18 protein-coding genes are annotated in these 19673 nt (G+C 59.8%); 5 read left to right on the plus strand and 13 right to left on the minus strand.

Annotated elements, in window-relative coordinates:
- Window positions 1-16: 16 nt before the first annotated feature.
- From ACZRJ6_RS16345 to ACZRJ6_RS16380, 8 genes are all read right to left on the minus strand, one after another.
- A complete protein-coding gene (locus ACZRJ6_RS16345) occupies window positions 17-925 on the minus strand; it encodes a sugar kinase (RefSeq protein ID WP_463969516.1) in 909 nt (302 codons plus the stop codon).
- Window positions 926-1075: 150 nt separating this feature from the next.
- Window positions 1076-2284: an amino acid deaminase gene (locus ACZRJ6_RS16350; protein ID WP_463969515.1), complete on the minus strand. Its 1209-nt coding sequence runs from the start codon at window positions 2282-2284 to the stop codon at window positions 1076-1078.
- Window positions 2285-2294: 10 nt separating this feature from the next.
- Window positions 2295-3059 carry an IclR family transcriptional regulator gene (locus tag ACZRJ6_RS16355; protein ID WP_149413941.1) on the minus strand — a complete coding sequence of 255 codons (765 nt, stop codon included), beginning with the start codon at window positions 3057-3059 and terminating at the stop codon, window positions 2295-2297.
- A gap of 117 nt (window positions 3060-3176) precedes the next feature.
- Complete coding sequence (locus ACZRJ6_RS16360) at window positions 3177-3566, minus strand: RidA family protein (protein ID WP_463969514.1); 390 nt, start codon at window positions 3564-3566, stop codon at window positions 3177-3179.
- Window positions 3567-3589: 23 nt separating this feature from the next.
- The gene (locus ACZRJ6_RS16365) at window positions 3590-4387 is read right to left on the minus strand and encodes an amino acid ABC transporter ATP-binding protein (RefSeq protein WP_463969513.1); all 798 of its coding nucleotides are present in this window, start codon (window positions 4385-4387) and stop codon (window positions 3590-3592) included.
- Window positions 4384-5046, minus strand: a complete 663-nt coding sequence (locus ACZRJ6_RS16370; protein ID WP_463969512.1) for an amino acid ABC transporter permease — start codon at window positions 5044-5046, stop codon at window positions 4384-4386. Before ACZRJ6_RS16370 ends, ACZRJ6_RS16365 begins: the two co-directional genes overlap by 4 nt.
- A gap of 9 nt (window positions 5047-5055) precedes the next feature.
- Window positions 5056-5718 (minus strand): amino acid ABC transporter permease, encoded by a 663-nt coding sequence (locus tag ACZRJ6_RS16375; protein ID WP_463969511.1) that lies wholly within the window; start codon window positions 5716-5718, stop codon window positions 5056-5058.
- Window positions 5719-5769: 51 nt separating this feature from the next.
- Window positions 5770-6618 (minus strand): transporter substrate-binding domain-containing protein, encoded by an 849-nt coding sequence (locus ACZRJ6_RS16380; protein ID WP_463969510.1) that lies wholly within the window; start codon window positions 6616-6618, stop codon window positions 5770-5772.
- Window positions 6619-6992: 374 nt separating this feature from the next.
- Here ACZRJ6_RS16380 and ACZRJ6_RS16385 point away from each other — a divergent pair, with 374 nt between their 5' ends.
- Window positions 6993-7334: a thioredoxin family protein gene (locus ACZRJ6_RS16385; protein WP_463969509.1), complete on the plus strand. Its 342-nt coding sequence runs from the start codon at window positions 6993-6995 to the stop codon at window positions 7332-7334.
- Window positions 7335-7386: 52 nt separating this feature from the next.
- Here the strand turns inward: ACZRJ6_RS16385 and ACZRJ6_RS16390 are convergent, their stop codons facing one another.
- Together ACZRJ6_RS16390 and sohB are read right to left on the minus strand one after the other, a co-directional pair.
- A complete protein-coding gene (locus tag ACZRJ6_RS16390) occupies window positions 7387-8949 on the minus strand; it encodes a TerC family protein (protein ID WP_463969508.1) in 1563 nt (520 codons plus the stop codon).
- Window positions 8950-9280: 331 nt separating this feature from the next.
- A complete protein-coding gene (gene sohB / locus ACZRJ6_RS16395) occupies window positions 9281-10303 on the minus strand; it encodes a protease SohB (protein WP_463969507.1) in 1023 nt (340 codons plus the stop codon).
- A gap of 205 nt (window positions 10304-10508) precedes the next feature.
- On the opposite strand from sohB, the gene ACZRJ6_RS16400 reads away from it, so the two are divergent.
- A complete protein-coding gene (locus ACZRJ6_RS16400) occupies window positions 10509-11219 on the plus strand; it encodes a histidine phosphatase family protein (RefSeq protein ID WP_463969506.1) in 711 nt (236 codons plus the stop codon).
- A 56-nt stretch (window positions 11220-11275) separates the two neighbouring features.
- Window positions 11276-11590: an SCP2 sterol-binding domain-containing protein gene (locus ACZRJ6_RS16405; protein ID WP_463969505.1), complete on the plus strand. Its 315-nt coding sequence runs from the start codon at window positions 11276-11278 to the stop codon at window positions 11588-11590.
- Between the two features lie 54 nt (window positions 11591-11644).
- On the opposite strand, the gene ACZRJ6_RS16410 is transcribed toward ACZRJ6_RS16405, so the two are convergent.
- The gene (locus ACZRJ6_RS16410; protein WP_463969504.1) at window positions 11645-14281 is read right to left on the minus strand and encodes an MGH1-like glycoside hydrolase domain-containing protein; all 2637 of its coding nucleotides are present in this window, start codon (window positions 14279-14281) and stop codon (window positions 11645-11647) included.
- 207 nt (window positions 14282-14488) lie between these two features.
- Here ACZRJ6_RS16410 and hglS point away from each other — a divergent pair, with 207 nt between their 5' ends.
- On the plus strand, window positions 14489-15871 hold the full coding sequence (gene hglS, locus ACZRJ6_RS16415; RefSeq protein ID WP_463969503.1) for a 2-oxoadipate dioxygenase/decarboxylase HglS: 1383 nt from the start codon (window positions 14489-14491) through the stop codon (window positions 15869-15871).
- Window positions 15872-16016: 145 nt separating this feature from the next.
- On the opposite strand, the gene ACZRJ6_RS16420 is transcribed toward hglS, so the two are convergent.
- Complete coding sequence (locus ACZRJ6_RS16420; protein WP_463969502.1) at window positions 16017-16244, minus strand: DUF465 domain-containing protein; 228 nt, start codon at window positions 16242-16244, stop codon at window positions 16017-16019.
- A gap of 190 nt (window positions 16245-16434) precedes the next feature.
- On the opposite strand from ACZRJ6_RS16420, the gene tkt reads away from it, so the two are divergent.
- Window positions 16435-18501, plus strand: coding sequence for a transketolase (gene tkt, locus ACZRJ6_RS16425; RefSeq protein WP_463969501.1), 2067 nt, complete (start codon window positions 16435-16437; stop codon window positions 18499-18501).
- Window positions 18502-18615: 114 nt separating this feature from the next.
- Here the strand turns inward: tkt and ACZRJ6_RS16430 are convergent, their stop codons facing one another.
- Window positions 18616-19587 (minus strand): Gfo/Idh/MocA family protein, encoded by a 972-nt coding sequence (locus ACZRJ6_RS16430; protein ID WP_463969500.1) that lies wholly within the window; start codon window positions 19585-19587, stop codon window positions 18616-18618.
- Window positions 19588-19673 lie beyond the last annotated feature (86 nt).

Genomic DNA, 19673 nt, shown 5'->3' on the forward strand with positions numbered 1-19673 from the left:
CACAGGTCAGGTCGTTCTATTCCATTGGGATAAGCGCTCCAGGCACCTGAATCACCCGGCTCGCCAAGCGATGCCCGGCCAATGCTGCCTGCTGCGGCGTGCCGCCCTTGAGTCGACTGGCCAGATACGCCGCACTGAACGAATCCCCCGCCGCCGTGGTATCCACCACCTTCTCGACCACCAAGGCCGGGACGGTAAAACGCTCGCCGTCACAGCGAATCAGACACTCATCAGCGCCGCGCTTGAGCACCACTTCGCCAATCGCCGGGTAAGCGGCAAACACCTGCTCGCTGTCCTCATAGCCAAACAGTGCCCGCTCGTCATCCTCGGTCAACAAGGCGATATCTACCTGCGCCAACACCGGGTGATAAGCCGTTCTCGCCACCTCGGCACTGGCCCACAAGCGCGGCCGGTAGTTGTTGTCGAACACCACCTTGGCACCACGCTTGCGGGCCTCGATCAGGGTTTCCAACAGACGCTCGCGCCCCACTTCGCCCAATACCGCCAGGGTGATGCCGCTGAAATACAGCACATCGTAAGCCGGTAATGCGGCCAGAATAGGTTCCGCCGCCGCCGTGGTGAAACAGTCGCGCACCGCCGCTTCGTTGCGCCAGTAGAGAAACTTGCGCTCGCCGCGGGCGTCGGTCTGGATGCAGTACAAGCCCGGCAGACGACCCGGCAAGCGCTGGACCATGCCCAGCCCCAAGCCCTCTTCAGCCCACTGTTTGCACATGGCGTCGCTAAAGCTGTCATCGCCCAGGGCCGTGACGTAATCAACACTGGCGCCTTCGCCCAGTTCGCGTCGCAGGTAAACAGCGGCGTTCAGGGTGTCGCCCCCGAAGCTTTGTTGCAGGCTTCCGTCGGCGCGGTGTTGCAGTTCGATCATGCATTCGCCGATCAGGGCGATGCGAGGGGTTGTGTTCATGCCTTGGTTCTCATGGTGTGCTTTAGGCTGCTTTTCTGTAGGAGCGAGCTTGCTCGCGAAGAACTGGCAGGCGCCGAGTGCATTCAGGATGCCAGCGTTATCGTTAACGACCATCGTCGGAACGCCGCCCGGAGCAAGCTCGCGCCTACATTAGAAGCAGGTACGCAGGGACTCGATCACCTGCAATTGCTCATCCACCAGATTACCCACTTGCCATTTGTCGAAGGTCAGGCACGGATGGGAAGTGCCGAAGGAGATGATGTCGCCGATACGCAACTCAACCCCAGGCGCTACAGTCATGAACGCATGCTGGTCCATCACTGCCGTGACCTTGCAGGCGCTGACATCATCGCCCACCGCGGGTACCACGCCAGCTTTGTAACGCAGCAGCGGCACCGGCAACCCGGCGTCGTAGGCCACGTCGCGCTTGCCCAGGGCTATCACCGCAAAGCCTGGTTCCGGCAACGACTGCACGTGCGCCCAGACTTCCAGCGCCGGGCGCAGGCCTTCATTGAGGTCACTGCGACGGTCGAGCACGCAGCATTGCGCCTCTTTGTAGATGCCATGGTCGTGCGCCACGTAGCTGCCCGGACGCAGCACACTGAGGAAGCGACCGGCAGCGTTTTGCGCTTCGAATGATTCGGCAATCAGGTCGTACCAGGCCGAACCCGACGCGGTAATGATCGGCTTGCCGAGGTCGAAAGAACCACTGTTTTGCAGGTCCACCGCCAGGCGCACCAGCGAGGCGGCGAATTCACGGATGCCGCTGACAGCCTGGTCGCCGTGGATCACACCTTCATAGCCTTCAATACCGGTCAACGCCAGGGCTGGCTGCGCCTTGATCGCGCTGGCCAGGTTCAATACTTCCTGCTCGCTGCGGCAGCCACAACGCCCGCCGACCACGCCGTATTCGATCATCACGTTCAGGCGCAGGCCGCGTGCAGCGAAGAAGGCGCCCAGGTCGGCAACGTTGTCCGGGTGATCGACCATGCAGTGGAAGTCGAACTCAGGGTTGGCCAGCAACTCGGCGATCAGCGCCATGTTCGGCGCGCCCACCAATTGGTTGGCCATCAGCACCCGCCGCACGCCACCGGCATAGGCGGCGCGAGTCTGCACCGCAGTGGCCAGGGTGATACCCCAGGCGCCCTGCTCAAGCTGACGCTGGAACAGTGCCGGCATCATGCTGGTCTTGCCGTGTGGCGCCAGTTGCGCGCCACTGCTGCTGACGAATTCCTGCATCCAGCGAATGTTGTGCTCCAGGGCGTCGCGGTGCAGTACCAGGGCTGGCAGGCTGACGTCGCGCACCAGGTGGGCACCGATTTGAGCGGCGCCTTTTTCGACAGCATTGAAGGCAGTCATGGACAATCTCCTATTCATTGATGCGACGGGCCAGGTTGTTGGCGCTTTCAATCAACACCCGGCGATAGTCGTTGTAATTGTTCTTGGCATCGGCCCGCGGGGCAACGATGCACAGGGTCGCAATGCTGATGCCCTGCGCGTCCCGTACCGGGGCGGCAAAGCAATGGGTAAAGGTGTCGGCCACACTGTCGAAGGAGAAAAAACCATCGACGCTGGCCTGACGGATTTGCCCAAGGAAGGTCTCCAGGGGCAGGCGCTGACCGTCCGGCAAAATGAAGTCGTCATGGTCGATCAGGTCGATGATTTGCTGGTCACTCAGATGCCCCAGCAACAAACGTCCGGAGGCGGTCCAGGGGATCGGCGCGTTCTCGCCGATGTCCGAGGAAATGCGAAAATGCCGCTCGCCTTCACGCATCAGCGCCACGGTGTATTTGCGCCCGTTAAGCAGGCACATCTGCGCGGTTTCGTGGGTCTGGCTGACGATTTCCTGCAAGGCGTGATCGGCCTCGCGGGTCAGGTCGAAATGACGCAAATGCGCCTGGCCAAGGAAGTACAACTGACGGCCGAGGTAGACGTGACCGTCCTTGCCCACGGTTTCGAGAATCCGTCGTTCCAGCAGTGAAGCGACCAGTTCGTAGACCGTGGATTTCGGGCTGCCGATGCCGCTGGCAATATCGTTGGGGCGCAGGGGCTGGCCAACTTCCTTGAGAAAATCGAGGATATCGAACGCCCGGTCCAGGCCTTTGGCGCGGCGTTTGATGGTGTCTTCGGTCATGGCAGTGTCGGGTCCCGTCAGAGGCTTAATGTGTGCATGGGCATCTACACATCTTTGAAAACTGGCAAAACCTTGTGGGTAAGGGGCTTGCCCCCTGTCCACAGGTCAACCGGGCATTTAGCCTTTTTTCCTGTAGGCCACGCAATCAATCTCAACCTTGCAATCGACCATCATGTTCGCCTGCACACAGGCCCGTGCCGGGGCGTGTTCCGGGCTGAAGTACTCGCCGAACACCTTGTTGAAACTCCAGAAATCCCGTGGGTCTTCCAGCCACACACCAACACGCACCACATCCTTGAGCTCATAGCCGGCCTCTTCGAGAATGGCGACGACGTTGCGCATGGTCTGGCGAGTCTGTTCGATAATCCCGCCCTGGATGATTTCGCCATCCACCGCCGGCACCTGGCCCGACACATACAACCAGCCATCCGCTTCTACGGCGCGGGCGAAAGGGCGCGGCTGGCCACCGCCAGCGGTACTGCCGGCGCCGTAACGAGTAATGCTCATAATGGTTCTCCTGATTAAAACAATTAAAAACGAATGTTCTTGAGAAATTCCGCCAGGCGTGGCGATTGCGGGCGCTCAAAGATGTCCTTCGGCGGCCCCTGCTCTTCAATGCGGCCCTGGTTCATAAAGACGATCTTGTCTGAGACTTCATAGGCAAAACGCATTTCGTGGGTGACCAGCAACATGGTCATGCCCTCCTCCGCCAGGCCCTTGATGACGCTGAGCACTTCGCCAACCAATTCCGGATCGAGGGCCGAGGTCACTTCGTCGAACAGCATCAGGCTGGGATTCATGGCAATCGCTCGGGCAATCGCCACACGCTGTTGCTGGCCGCCAGATAACTGACCAGGAAAGTAGTTACGGCGTTCCAGAAGACCTACACGCTCCAGCCATTTTTCCGCCAGTGCCACCGCCTCGTCCTTGCCCATTTTCTTGACCTTGAGCAGTCCCAGGGTGACGTTTTGCAATGCGCTTAAATGCGGAAACAGGTTGAACTGCTGGAACGCCATGCCAGTCATCGCGCGATGCTGGGCGATGACTTTCTCGGCGTGGCGCACGCGCTTGCCGTTGACTTCGTTGTAACCGATGGACTCACCGTCGAGAGTGATCTGCCCACCCTGGAACTCTTCCAGCAGGTTGACGCAACGCAATAGCGTGGTCTTGCCCGAGCCACTGGAACCGATCAGTGTCACCACATTGCCACGGTCCATGGCCAGGTCGACGCCCTTGAGCACTTCCACTGGGCCGTATTGTTTACGCAGGCCGCGAATGTCCAGCAGCGGTTGGCTATTGTTTACTGCAGTTGTGTTAGAAGGAGTCATGGCAAGGCCACCCGCTTTTCAATGTAGCGCCCGAATAACTCGATGGCGTAGTTGATGACAAAGAACAGAAAACCGGCGAACAGGTAGAACTCCAGGGTCATGAAGGTCCGGGCGATTACCTGTTGCGTACTGAGCAGCAACTCGGCGACGCCGATCACCGACAGCAGTGTGGAGGCCTTGACGATTTCCGTGGACGAGTTGACCCAGGTCGGCAGGATCTGCCGCAATGCCTGGGGTAACAGCACATAACCGAGGGACTGGTAGAACGTCAGTCCGATGGCCTTGCCCGCTTCCAGTTGTCCACGAGGAATAGCCTGCAGCGAGCCACGGACGATTTCGGCAACGTGTGAACCGCAAAGCAGCGTCAGGCCCAATGCGCCGGCCTGGAACGCGCTGATCTGCCAACCCAGGGCCGGAGCCATGTAGAAGCAGGCCAATACCAGTACAAACACCGGCGTGCCACGGATCAGGTCGACATACAGACGAAACGGCGCGCGCATCCAGAACTTGCCGTAGGTCAGCACCAGCCCGGCGACGATGCCGATCAGCGTGCCAAAAATAATCGCCAGTACCGAGCAATAAACGCTGGTCTGGAACCCCGCCCAGAGGGTTTCCCGGGCGATCCACAACTCATGCAGCCAGCTGGGGGATTCGTACATGGGGCCTCCTTAGCGGCGAATTGCCAGACGCTGTTCCAGGTAACGGAGCAGCATGGCGATGAGGTAACAGGCGGCCACGTAGAGCGCGGTCGTGACCATCCAGGTTTCAATCACCCGGTAGCTTTCGACGTTGATCTTGCGGGCGTAATAGGTCAGCTCCGGCACCGCGATTGCGGCCGCCAGGGAGGTGTCCTTGAACAGCGAGATGAAGTTGTTCGACAGCGCCGGCAGCACGTTGCGCAGCATCACCGGCACGGTGATGTAGGCACGAATACGCCACTCGCCCAGGCCGATGGCCAACCCCGCTTCACGCAAACCCTTGGGAATATTCAACAGCCCGGCGCGGAACACTTCGGTCAGGTAGGCACCGGCGTACAGCGACAGGGTGATGATGAACGAGGGGATTTTATCCAGGCGAATCCCCAGGCTCGGCAAGGCAAAGTAGATCAACAGGATCAGCACCAGGATCGGCGTATTGCGGACCACCGTCACATACACCGACGCCAGGATTCGCAGCGCACGGTGTTTGGACAGCAGGGCAAAGGCCGCCAGCAGGCCGATCACGCAACCAATGGCAATCGACAGCAATGCCAGTTGAAGGCCCAAACCGAGCCCCACCAGCAAACTGTCAAAATCGCGCCATACGGCGGCAAAATTCAACTGATAATTCATGGTCAGCAGTACCTTAATCGGGGCGCCAGCAGCAGCGCCCCGCGCTCACGATCATTTGAATTCGACGGGAAAACCAATTGCTGGCGTTGGCAGGTCAACACCGAACCACTGCTTGAAAGACGCCGCGTACATCGGGAACTCGACGCCAGTCATGGCCTCATGCAGCGCGGTGTTGACGAAGTTCAGCCAGTCCTGGTCGCCACGCTTGACGGCACAGCCGTAGGTCTGCGGGCTCCAGGCGTAGGCTGGGCTGCGGTAGCGGCCGGGGTTCTGCACCATCAGGTACTTGACCGAAGACTGGTCGGTGGCGGCGGCGTCGGCACGACCGGAGTTCACGGCCTGGTACATCAGGTCGACGCTGTCGTACTGGTCGACCTTGGCCTTGGGCAGCGCCTGGTGCACCAGTTCTTCGGCGTAGACGTTTTGCAGCACGGCCACGGTGACGTCGTCGCCTGCGGCTTGCAGGTCTTCGATTTCCTTGTATTTGCTGTTGGTCGGCAGCAGCAGGGCGACGCCCTCGCGGTAGTACGGCAGGGTGAACGCCACTTGCTGCGCACGGCTGGCGGTGATGGTGATGAATTGGCAGCTCATGTCGACCTTGTCGGTCAGCAGGTTGGGAATCCGCGCGTCGGAGGACTGCACCACAAACTCGACCTTACTGGGGTCGTTGAACAACCCCTTGGCCACGATTCGGCCGATGTCGATATCAAAACCTTGCAACTTGCCATCCGCTCCCTGGAAGTGCCACGGCGCATTGGTACTGCCTGTACCCACGATCAGATGCCCACGGGAGAGCACGCTGTCGAGCTTGCTGTCCGCCGCTTGCACAACGTTTGCGAGGGAAGCCGATGCGGCGAAGAGAAAAGCACACGCTTTGAATACGGAAGGTCGCTGATGCATGACAAGCACTCCAGGAGTTGTATATTCCGCTATACCGGAACTTGGTATGTAACAACGGAATAGACAGCAGAAAGTGTGCCACAGGCTGTAGCAGAAAAACATTGAAGGCTTAAATTTGTTGTAAATCAGATAGATAGAAATTTATGAACAAAGCGTCATTAAGCCAATAACGAAACCCAGATTGCTACCGATGGCCCCACGTATCGGTGACAAGTCACATTTGGGTGCACGCGTGAGTCTTTTACGCGCACAAAAGAGATGCAGGCATAGCAGCCGGGATCATTGGCTACCTGTGAGTTCTGACAGTAGACCGTATCCACTTCCTGGCTTAGCTTGAGTGCAGGAGCTATCGGGCTTTCGAGAAGGAGATCATCATGGGGATTGCCACCGCAGTTATTGCCAGTAACGAGGATTACCAGCGGGTCCTGAAGACGCCAAAAGCGGTCTTCATGCTGTTTGTCTCACAGCACTGTCCGGCGTGCGAGGAAGCCGTGCCACTCTTTATGCGCATTGCCGGAAAATATACCGAAACCGTGGAAAGCCTGGTGCTCGACACCGCCCAAACCCCCAGGCATCCGGAGGTGACTGGCACCCCCACCCTACTGATTTTCCAGAATGGCGAAATGATCGAGAAGCTTAAAGGGTTCGGCACCTGGGGGACCCAGGTGCCGACCTTGGAGCAGATATTCAGCCGCTACGGCGGGCTGCCTGAATAAACGTGGCGCCCTACCGCTTTTCGCGAGCAAGAACTAGGCGTCCCCCTCGCTCCTACATGGAGTCGGTGGGCGCCAGCAGCACTTGGGTCACCCGCCGCTCCGCCACCGTCGCCACCGTCAGGCGCCAGCCTTCATGCTCCAGGCTGTCGCCCACCACCGGCAGGCGATCCAGCAGGCTCATGACCAGGCCGGCCAGGGTCTGGTAATCCTCGGTCGCCTGCGCCTGAAAGCCGGTGCGCTGGCGGATCAGGTTGAGATTCAAGGCACCGTTGACGCGGAAATCGCCTTGCTCTTCGACGATGTCCGGACCTTCGACTTCACTGGCGTCGGGCAATTCACCGGCAATGGATTCAAGAATATCGGTCATGCTCAACACGCCCATGAAGTCACCGAATTCGTTGATCACGAAGGCAATGTGGGTCGATTCCTGACGCATTTGCTCCAGGGCGTTGAGGATCGAAAAGCTTTCCAGCAGGTTGATCGCCCGGCGCGCCAGGTGCTCCAGGTTCGGCTCGTTGCCGGCCAGGTATTCCTTGAGCAATTCCTTCTTGTGCACAAAGCCCAAGGGCTCGTCGATAGCGCCATTGCGGATCAACGGCAGCCGCGAGTAGGACGAATGCATCAGTTTCAAGCGAATGGTGTCGGGATCGTCCGCCAGATCGATATAGTCGACATTGGCTCGCGGCGTCATCAAGGTGCGGATAGGCCGCTCGGCCAGCTGCAACACACCACTGATCATCACCCGCTCACGGCGGTCGAACAACGGGCCTTCGTTGGCCTGAGCATCACCCAGCAGGTCGCTGACATCTTCACCCACCTCTTCCAATGCCAGGTTTCGCCCGCCCAACAAGCGCATCACCGCATGGGCAGTACGCTCGCGGATCGGCCGCGCACCTTGCGCAGATTTCTTGCGCCGGGCCCGGGCGATCTGGTTGAACACCTCGATCAGGATCGAGAAGCCAATAGCCGCATAGAGGTAGCCTTTAGGAATATGGAAGCCCAGGCCTTCGGCGGTCAGGGCGAAGCCGATCATCATCAAGAAGCCCAGGCACAGCATGATCACCGTCGGGTGCGCGTTGACGAAGCGGGTCAGCGGCTTGCTGGCAATGATCATCACACCAATGGAGATGATCACGGCGATCATCATCACCGCCAACTCATCCACCATGCCCACGGCGGTAACTACCGCATCAAGGGAGAACACGGCGTCCAGCACCACGATCTGCGCAACAATGGGCCAGAACATCGCATAGGTGGCGTTGCCGGTGCGCTGGGCGATGTGGCCTTCCAGGCGCTCATGCAGTTCCATGGTGGCCTTGAACAACAGGAACACACCACCGAACAACATGATCAGGTCTCGTCCGGAGAAGCTCTTGTCGAACACCTCGAACAACGGCTGGGTCAGGGTCACCAGCCAGGAAATACTCGCCAGCAGGCCCAGGCGCATCAACAGCGCCAGGGACAAACCGATCAAGCGCGCACGGTCGCGCTGCTCCGGCGGCAACTTGTCCGCCAGGATCGCGATAAACACCAGGTTGTCGATACCCAGAACCAGTTCCAGCACAATCAAGGTCAACAGGCCGAGCCAGGCCGTTGGATCCGCTAACCATTCCATATAAAGATCTCTATCTCGTTATTGATTTCAGAATGCCAGGCACGGCAAGGCACGACCAGAAGGCCGGGAAACAGTGGGCAATCGAAAAACGGGATGTTTGGCCTGGAGGCAGGCGTTCAGCGGGAACAGCGGCAGCGAATGTCCTGGAGAAAGACGACTGGGGGGCTCCGAGAGGGTGTTCATGCAAGTCCTATAGCGGAAAAAGGACTTGAATCCTACAACCGAAAGCCAAATTCCCTACCACGTAAAACTATTACAAAATTTGTAACAGTCCGAGCAGACACCGCTTGACAATGTGGAGCGAGGGGGACGCCTCGCTCCTACAGAGGTATTACCAGAAGCGCTGCTGGGTCAACCGGCTCCACCAGGTCAGCAGCACCCGGTCTACTGAGCCGCTGGCCGCCAGTCCAACCCGCTCTTGCAGGCTTTTGCGCTCGGCATAGTGCAGGTGATACAGCTCGGCAGTCTTGGCCCGAGTGGACAGGTATTCGTCGCTGGTTTGCAGCTCGTCCACCAGTTGTTTGTCCAGCGCCGCGACGCCGAGCCAGACTTCGCCGGTGGCCACGTCATCAATGGCCAGTTGCGGGCGGTAGCGGGAAACGAAGTTCTTGAACAGTTGGTGGGTGATGTCCAGGTCTTCCTGGAACTTTTCCCGGCCCTTCTCGGTGTTTTCGCCAAACACCGTCAAGGTGCGTTTGTATTCGCCGGCAGTCAGCACTTCGAAGTCGATGTCGTGCTTTTTCAGCAAGCGGTTGACGTTGGGCAACTGCGCTACGACGCCAATGGAGCCAAGGATGGCAAACGGCGCGCTGATGATCTTCTCGCCGATGCACGCCATCATGTAACCGCCGCTGGCCGCAACCTTGTCGATACACACGGTCAACGGCACGCCCGCCTGGCGGATTCGCGCCAGTTGCGAAGAGGCCAGGCCGTAGCTGTGGACCATGCCGCCGCCGCTTTCCAGGCGCAGCACCACTTCGTCCTTGGGCGTGGCCAGGCTCAACAGCGCGGTGATTTCATGACGCAGGTTTTCGGTGGCCGAGGCCTTGATGTCGCCGTCAAAATCCAGCACGAACACCCGAGGTTTGTCTTCAGGCTTTTTCTTGGCCTTCTTTTCAGCCTTGCTTTCAGACTTGCGCAGGGCCTTGAGTTGATCCTTATCCAGCAAGGTCTGCTCCAGGCGCTCACGCAGGCCCTTGTAGAAATCATTGAGCTTGCTGACCTGCAACTGGCCGGCATTCTTGCGCCGGCCTTTGCTGCGCAGCGCAGCAAAACTGATCAAGACCACCAGAATGGCGATCACCAGGGTGACGGTTTTAGCCAGAAAACTTGCGTACTCGGCAAGGAAATCCACAGCAACTCCTTAAATGCGGCGCGCCCTCTGTCAAGTGCGGGCGCGGATTGCCCAAGCATACCGACGGGACTGCCGGGGAGCCAGTGATGAAACCGCTTGTAGCGGGCCTCTAACGAGCTTTTAAAACAAGCGTATGTTTTTTCATTGACAGCTTCTCGGCATCCTCATAACCTCGCCAGACTTTCAACGTACCGGGTGAACGGACGTGGGCAGCATCTATTTGATTCGACATGGCCAGGCCTCCTTCGGTGCAGACGACTATGACGTGCTGTCGCCCATTGGTGTGCAGCAGGCGCAAGTATTGGGCAGCCACCTGGCAGAACTGGGGCTGACCTTCGACCGCTGTGTGTCGGGTGACCTGCGCCGCCAGCAGCACACCGCGACCAGTGCCCTCGAACAATTCAGCACCCTCGGCCTTTCAGTTCCTTCCCTGGAAATCGATAGCGCCTTCAACGAATTCGACGCCGACGCCATCATCCGCGCCCTGCTCCCTGACCTGCTCAACAGCGAACCCGAAGCCCTGGATATCCTGCGCAATGCCGCGCAAAACCGCAGTGAATTCCAGCGCATCTTCGCCCTGATCATCGAACGCTGGCTCGCCGGCACTTATGATCCACCGGGCCTGGAAAGCTGGCTGGGGTTTATCGAACGCGTCCAGGGCGGCTTGCAACGCATCCTTGAAGCCGCCGATAACCGCGACAAAATCGCTGTGTTTACCTCCGGCGGCACCATCACCGCCCTGCTCCACCTGATTACCCGAATGCCTGCCACCCAGGCCTTCGAACTGAACTGGCAAATCGTTAACACCTCGCTCAACCACTTGAAGTTCCGTGGTCGCGAGGTGGCACTCGCTTCCTTCAACAGCCATACCCACTTGCAACTGTTGAAGGCGCCGCAGCTCATCACTTTCCGATGAGCTGCGGCCAACCGTGACCCCTGGGTCGCTGGAATCACCCATAAAAGGATCGAACCATGACTGACGTAGCTAAAGCCGTAGAAGCAATGAAAGCCAAATTCAACCCAGCCGCTGCTGCCGGGCTGGACCTGGTGTTCGGTTTCCGTGTCGACGAGACCGAAAACTTCTCGCTGATCGTCAAAGACGGCACCTGCGAACTGAAAGCAGGCGTAAACCCTGACGCCCAAGTGACCTTGGTCATGGACGGCGAAACTATGCAAGGCATCGTCGACGGTTCCACCGACGGCATGCAGGCCTTCATGGGCGGCAAACTGCGCGCCGAAGGCGACATGATGCTGGCGATGAAGCTGAGCGAGCTGTTCCCGGCCTGATCCAAGGGGAAACCCTGGATAGACCAATCCCGCCTTCTGGCGGGATTTTTCATTTCAGACCCTGGGCTGCAACAGCAACGCCACCAACGCACTCCACCCCGTCTGATGCGAAGCCCCCAAGCCACGCCCGGTCTCGCCATGAAAGTACTCATGAAACAACACCAGGTCACGACTGTGCGGGTCTGCCTCCAATTGCGGGTAACTCGCCATCGACGGGCGCAAGCCATTTTCGTCCCGCAAAAACAGTCGCGTCAGGCGTTGGCTGAGGCTGTCGGCCACCTCCTCCAGAGAGGATAGATAACCGCTGCCCGTCGGGTATTCCACGGAAAAATTGTCATCGTAATAGCGGTGAAATTCGCGCAGCGACTCAATCAACATGTAGTTGACCGGCATCCACAACGGCCCGCGCCAGTTGGAGTTACCGCCGTACAGCCGCGAGTCGGACTCCGCCGGTTCATAGCGGGCACACAACGTATCGCCATTCATCTTCAGCGCCAGCGGCTGCTCGGCGTATGCCTTGGACAGTGAACGCACGCCAAAAGCCGAGAGGAACTCCGAGTCATCGAGCATGCGCTTGAGCAAATCCTTGGTCCGCTCACCCCGCAGCAACGCCAGCAACAGGCGATTGCCCTGTCCCGGCTCGTTCCAGCGCGACACCAGCTTGGCCAAATCCGGCCGATGCTTCATAAATCCCAGCAAGCGCTCGCGCAACCCTTCCAGCCCTTCATGCTCGTGCTGCTCCAGCACCAGCACGGCAAACAGCGGCATCAAGCCGACGATGGAGCGCAAGCGCACCGGCTCGCTGTGGCCGTCGGGGCGATGCAGCACGTCGTAAAAAAACTGGTCCTGCTCATCCCACAGGCCTTCAGCGCTGTCATCAACCCGATTAATGGCGCCAGCGATGTAAAGGAAGTGCTCGAAGAACTTCACTGCAATGTCGACATACACGCCATTGCGCTTGGCCAGCTCCAGGGCGATGCGCATCAGGTCCAGGGCATAGGCGGCGACCCAGGCGGTGCCGTCGGCCTGATCCAGTTGATAGCCGGGGGGCAACGTGGCCGAGCGGTCGAACAAGGCGATATTGTCCAGCCCCAGGAACCCGCCCTGGAACAGGTTGCGGCCCTCGGCGTCCTTGCGGTTGACCCACCAGGAAAAATTCAGCAGTAGCTTGTGGAAGATCCGCTCCAGGAAGTCCAGGTCGCCGACGCCGGTCAACGCCTTGTCCTGCTGATACACCCGCCAACTGGCCCAGGCATGGACCGGCGGGTTGGCATCGTCGAAACGCCACTCGTAGGCCGGCAATTGGCCGTTGGGGTGCATGAAGCGATCTTTCACCAGTAGTAATAATTGCTGCTTGGCGTAGCCCGGATCGATCAGGGCAAAGGCCACCGCCTGGAAACCCTGGTCCCAGGAGGCGTACCACGGGTACTCCCAGGTGTCGGGCATGGAGACGATGTCAAAGTTGGACAGGTGCCGCCAATGGATATTACGGATATGCAGGCGCTCGGGCGGCGGTGCGGGTTGGGCGGGATCGCCATCAAGCCACTGTTTGACGTCGAAGTAATACAGCTGCTTGGACCACAACAGCCCCGCCAGGGCCTGGCGCTGAACATTGCGTGCGTCATCGTCGGCTATGCCCTGTTGTAGCGTCGCGTAGAAATCGTCGGTCTCCTGGCGGCGCTGCTCGAACAGTTTGCGCGCGTTGACCTGTGGCGCATCCACCGGGGCAAAGCGCAGGTATAAGGTTTTGCTTTCCAGCCCCGCTAACTCAAGGATAAAACGGGCAGCGACCTTGGTCCCCGCATCCCGGCGAATCGCCGTCTCAGCGCCGGCCACCACGTAATCGTTGATCCCGTCCTTGAACGGGCCCGACGCCGGTTGCCCGTCAAGTATGGGGAAGTTGCTTTCGTTCTCGCAAAACAGCCATTCGACGCCGTCCTGGCCCCAGGCACTGAGGTGGCGGTCAAGCAACTCAGGGTGACGCGCCAACACCCGCTCGCCCTCAAGGCGCAGTTCGGGCTTGGGTACATCAGCCGTCCAACTCCAGTCATTGCGCGCCCACACCTGCGGCATCACCTGCAAGCGCGTCGGCTGATCGGAACGATTGTGCACGGTCACCCGCATAAACAGGTCGTCGGGCTGGTGCTTGGCGTATTCGACGCTGACGTCGCAATAGCGATTGTCTTCGAACACCCCGGTGTCGAGGATTTCGTATTCGGCATCCGCCAAGCCACGGCGGGCGTTTTCGCTGATCAGGTCGTCATAGGGAAAGGCGGCGTGAGGGTATTTGTAGAGCATGCGCATGTAGGCATGGCTGGGAACGCCATCAAGGAAAAAGTACAGTTCCTTGACGTCTTCGCCGTGGTTGCCCTCGGCATTGTTGAGGCCGAACAGGCGCTCCTTGATGATGCCATCGCGCTCGTTCCACAGCGCCAGGCCCAGGCACCAGCGCTGGGCCTTGTCGCTGAAACCCGCCAGGCCATCCTCGCCCCAGCGATAGGCGCGGCTGCGTGCGTGTTCGTGGGGGAAGTAGCGCCAGGCATCGCCATCGGCGCTGTAATCCTCGCGCACCGTGCCCCATTGCCGCTCACTGAGGTAGGGGCCCCAGTTGCGCCAGCGCTCGGCGTCATCTTTAGCTAAGCGCTGGCCTTCAATCGTTTGCAGAATGTTCGTCAAAGGCTTGGCCGTCATCGAGTCTTCCATCGCGCACTGAGGTAAGGGCCAGTGTAGAGCCCACGGTCGATCAGATGCACGGGAACACAATCAAGTTCAGCGCGGGTTCAGCTCATTCATTTGCAGAATGAAGTCCAGAGGAATCTTCGTTTGCAAGGCATCGCAGCGCCCAACAAAATCAGCGCAAACGGCCAAGCCCTTCTAACAGCTGCCAGGAATTTTTCTATGCCAACCGCCCGCCATGTCAGCCCTGACGACATCCGCAAAGGCTTCTCCAAGGCCATGTCCGACATGTATCGCGATGAAGTGCCGCTGTATGGCGCGTTGATGGAACTGGTAGCCGAGACCAATGCACGGGTGCTGGCGACAGACACCGGCCTGGCGCGGCAACTGCAGCGCACCGGGGAAATCCAGCGCCTGGACATGGAACGCCACGGCGCCATCCGCCTGGGCACCGCCTTCGAACTGGCGACCATCAGCCGTCTGTTTGCAGTGATGGGCATGCAGCCGGTGGGTTACTACGACCTGACCCCGGCCGGGGTGCCGGTGCATTCCACGGCCTTTCGCGCCGTGCATGAAAGCGCGTTGCAGATCAGCCCGTTTCGGGTCTTCACCTCGTTACTGCGCTTGGAGCTGATCGAAAATCCCGAACTGCGCGCCTTTGCCCAGGCGGCACTGGCCAAGCGCTCGATCTTCACCCCGCGCGCACTGGCGCTGATCGAGCAGTGCGAAGCCGACGGCGGCCTTGAGCAGGCAGACGCCGACCAGTTTATCCAACAAGCCCTGGAAACCTTTCGCTGGCACCACACCGCCACCGTCAGCGCTGCCCAGTACCAGCAGTTGAGCAATCAGCACCGGCTAATCGCCGATGTAGTGGCGTTCAAGGGCCCGCACATCAACCACCTGACACCGCGCACCCTGGACATCGACCAGGTGCAGGCCGCCATGCCCGGCAAAGGCATCACGCCAAAGGCCGTGATCGAAGGCCCGCCACGGCGCCAATGCCCGATCCTGTTGCGCCAGACCAGTTTCAAGGCATTGGACGAAGCCATTACCTTTACTGACGCCAAAGGTAGCCACAGCGCACGCTTCGGCGAGATCGAACAGCGCGGCGTGGCGCTGACGCCCAAGGGCCGGGCGCTGTACGACCAACTACTGAATGCTGCACGCGATGACTTGGGGGCATTTCCTAATGAAGCCAATGCCTCACGCTACACCGAGCTGATGGCGCAGCACTTCGAGGCCTTCCCGGATGATCATCGGCAGATGCGTGAGCAAGGGTTGGCGTTCTTTCGCTACTTCGTCACCGACAAGGGTCGCGGGGCACAAGCTGATCCGTCACGCAGCCTCAGCGAACTGATCGCCACCGGTCATGTGGATGTGGAGCCGTTGGTGTATGAGGATTTCCTGCCGGTGAGTGCCGCGGGAATTTTCCAGTCGAACCTGGGGGATGCCGCACAAACTCACTATGCGACCAACTCCAATCAGGCGGAATTTGAAAAGGCCCTGGGACGCCGGACTATTGATGAGTTGCAGCTGTATGGCGAGACCCAACAACGCTCGCTCGCTGAGTGCGCCACGGCGCTGGGGTTGCCGGCGCTGGCGTGAAGGGAAAGAGTTCGCCCGACGCCACAACGCATTCCATGCGCAGTCAACGTGCCCCAGGGTCGGGCGAACGGTTGGCATGATAGGCAGCGGTATCGCCGCTGTCCTTCAAACAATTCTGAACAAATCTTTGCGGTCCCCCTGGCCCTCAGGAACCGAGTTGGTTAACGATCTTGTCTTTGACCAACAAGCGTTTCTTCTTCAGTTTCTCCAGCTCTTCATCTACGCCGCCGGATGACTCAAAGTCCACCACCTCTTTGTCGGCACTGTCGTATTGGTGGAGCAGCGAATCCAGATACTTGTCGTCCACCCTGCGTTTTTGAATGTCTTCCTTGGTGAAATCCAGGTCCTGATACAGGTCGTGTTTCACTGGCATGGAGTACCTCCGCAAGTTGATTAATGACTGAGTACACTTTGAAGCTAGCCCATCCGAGGGGCTTTTGTCATGTTTGAGATTAAGCCTGTCGTGTTTGCGTTCCCGTTCGTCGCGGCACAGGTTGATGGATAAAACCTTTACTCCCCAGCGGCCTCCACTGTAGATCGCCACCCGAGGGAGAACCGGTTCAATGAATCACGCCGCCAACGCTTGCGACACCCAATGCATCAACACCATTCGCACCCTGGCCATGGACGCCGTGCAAAAGGCCAACTCCGGCCACCCCGGCACGCCCATGGGCCTGGCGCCGGTGGGTTACACCCTCTGGAGCCGCTTCCTGCGCTACCACCCCGAACACCCCGACTGGCCCAACCGCGACCGCTTCGTGTTGTCGGTGGGTCATGCCTCGATGCTCCTGTATTCGTTGCTGCACCTGGCCGGCGTGGTGGAGATTGACGAGCACGGCAAACGCTCTGGCCTCCCGGCCATCAGCCTGGATGACATCAAGCAGTTCAGGCAGATGGATTCCAAGACCCCGGGCCACCCCGAATACCGCATGACCACCGGCGTCGAAACCACCACGGGCCCGTTGGGCCAGGGCTGCGCCAACAGCGTCGGCATGGCCATGGCCGAGCGTTGGCTGGCCCGGCGTTTCAACCGCGCTGACCAGGTGCTATTCGACTACAACGTCTACACCCTGTGCGGCGACGGCGACATGATGGAAGGCATCAGCAGCGAAGCCGCGTCCATGGCCGGCCACCTGAAGCTGGACAACCTGTGCTGGATCTACGACAACAACACCATCAGCATCGAAGGCCATACCGAGCTTGCCTTCAGCGAGGACGTGATCAAGCGCTTCCAGGCCTACGGCTGGCACACCTTGCACGTGACCGACGCCAATGACCTGCAGGCCCTGAGCAACGCCCTGCAAACGTTCCAGCGCAATACGGGCTCACCGACCTTGATCGTGGTCGATAGCGTTATCGGCTATGGCTCGCCCCACAAGCACAACACCGCCGCGGCCCATGGCGAGCCCTTGGGTGACGAGGAAATCCGCCTGACCAAGGCCGTCTATGGCTGGCCCCAGGATTCCAGTTTCCTGGTGCCTGATGAGGCGCGCACCGTGTTGCGTGATGCGCTCGTGGAGCGCAGCCAGCCTTTGTACAAGCACTGGACACAAACCCTGGCCCATCTTGAACAGCACGAACCAGAACTGGCCGACGAACTGCGCCGGATGCGCACTGGGGAAATGCCTGAGCATTGGCAGGAGGGCTTGCCCCGTTTTGCCAGTGATGCCAAAGGCGTCGCCAGCCGCGCTTCGGGTGGCGAGGTGCTGAACGCGTTCGCCCAGCAGATCCCCTGGTTGCTGGGCGGTTCGGCAGACCTGTCGCCGTCCACCAAGACCAACCTGACCTTCGACGGTGCCGGACGGTTCAGTGCCGAGGACTACAGTGGACGCAACCTGCACTTCGGCATTCGTGAGCACGCCATGGGTGCCATTGCCAACGGCATGGCGCTGTCCTATCTGCGCCCGTACACCTCGACCTTCCTGGTGTTCAGCGACTACATGAAGCCACCGATTCGTCTGGCAGCGATCATGGAACTGCCGGTGATTTTCGTGTTTACCCATGACTCCATCGGCGTCGGCGAAGACGGCCCGACCCACCAGCCCATCGAGCACCTGAGCCAGCTTCGCGCCACGCCGGGGCTACTGACCCTGCGTCCGGGGGATGCCAATGAAACCCTGGAGGCCTGGGCAATCGCCCTGGCCCAGACCCATCGGCCCAGTTGCCTGGTGTTGTCGCGCCAGGCCTTGCCGACCCTGGACCGCACGAAATACGCAGCGGCGTCGGGTACGGCCCGTGGCGCCTATGTGCTGGCCGGTGCCGGGAAGCCCGAAGTCATCCTGATCGCCACCGGCAGCGAAGTGAGTCTGGCAGTGGACGCCTATGAACAGCTGACGGCTGGTGGCGTGACAGCGCAGGTGGTGTCGATGCCCAGTTGGGAGCTGTTTGAAGAGCAGGACCAAGCCTATCGCGACAGTGTCTTGCCGCCCGCGGTAAAAGCGCGGGTGGTCGTAGAACAGGCTGGGCCCCTGGGATGGGATCGTTATGTCGGGCAGACCGGGGCCAAGGTGGTGATGAATAGCTTCGGCGCCTCGGCACCGCTGGCCATGCTGCAGGCCAGGTTCGGATTTACCGTGGAAAACGTGGTGAAGATGGCTAAAGAGCAGATTCAACACGCTATGGCTGACTAGCCCCTATGTTCGGGTGCCTGCCTTGGTGGGTGACTGTAGCATCTGTCGATGCTTAAGCGAGGCTGCGTCAGGAGCAACTCGATTGATGGCCGTGTTGCAGCCAACCTAGCCTCGCTAGGCCACACTACGCCCCAGAATCCGATCCATGATCCTATCCGTCTTCAAGGCCTCGATCGCCACCGCCGGATGCTGCGTCTCGCCCCGGATATGCGCATTCATCCCCAGCACGTGATGCCACTGGATATGCGCATGATTAGGCACCTCCAGGGTCAGGTTGAACGCCCCCTCAAGCCGCAACGGTTGCTCATCGAACACCGAAAACGTAATGCGCCCCTTGCTGCCGATCAACTCGACCCGATCCTCCCGCCGATCCGCAACAAAGTTCCAGCAACCCATTCCCAGGGCCCCCGAAGCAAAACGCCAACTGGCGGTCACGGCATCTTCAGCCGCATAGCGCCCAGCCTGGTGGGCACTAAAACCGGCGACATCGACAATGTCCCCCGCCAGGAACTGAAACAGATCAAAGCCATGGCTGGCCAGGTCAGCAAAATAACCGCCGCCGGCGACCTGAGGGTCTATGCGCCAATTACCGGCGCTCTCATCAGCCGGGGATGGCGGCTTGCACAACGTCCAGGTGAGATGACGCAACTCGCCGATTTTCCCGTCCAGCAGCCAGTCCCGCACTTGCTGAAAACGCGGCAGCGACCGCCTGTAGTAGGAGACAAACAAATGCAGGCCTGCCCGCTCGAACGTGCGCTGCATCAGCACACTCTGCTCGGCGTTCAACGACATGGGCTTTTCGACACAGCAATGCTTGCCAGCGGCGGCCACCAGCAGGCTGTATTCAAGGTGACTGTCGGGCGGTGTGGCGATATACACCGCATCCACCTCGGGATCATCGATCAGCGCCTGGGCAGTGGTGTAGAACCGGGTAATGCCATGGCGTGCCGCATAATCGCGCACCGCCTCCTCCCGGCGCCCCATCACGGCCACAAGGGCAGAACCTGGCGCTTTGTAGAATGCCGGTCCACTCTTGATCTCAGTGACACTGCCACAGCCGATCATGCCCCAGCGTACGGTGTTCATCTGCATCCCTCTTCGTCGTGTTTTTTCCAGTGGGGCAGTATCTGTGTTTTCCCACGCCCTCTCCAGCCTGCGCCTTAAACATCATG

This window comes from Pseudomonas sp. C321 (assembly GCF_055407105.1).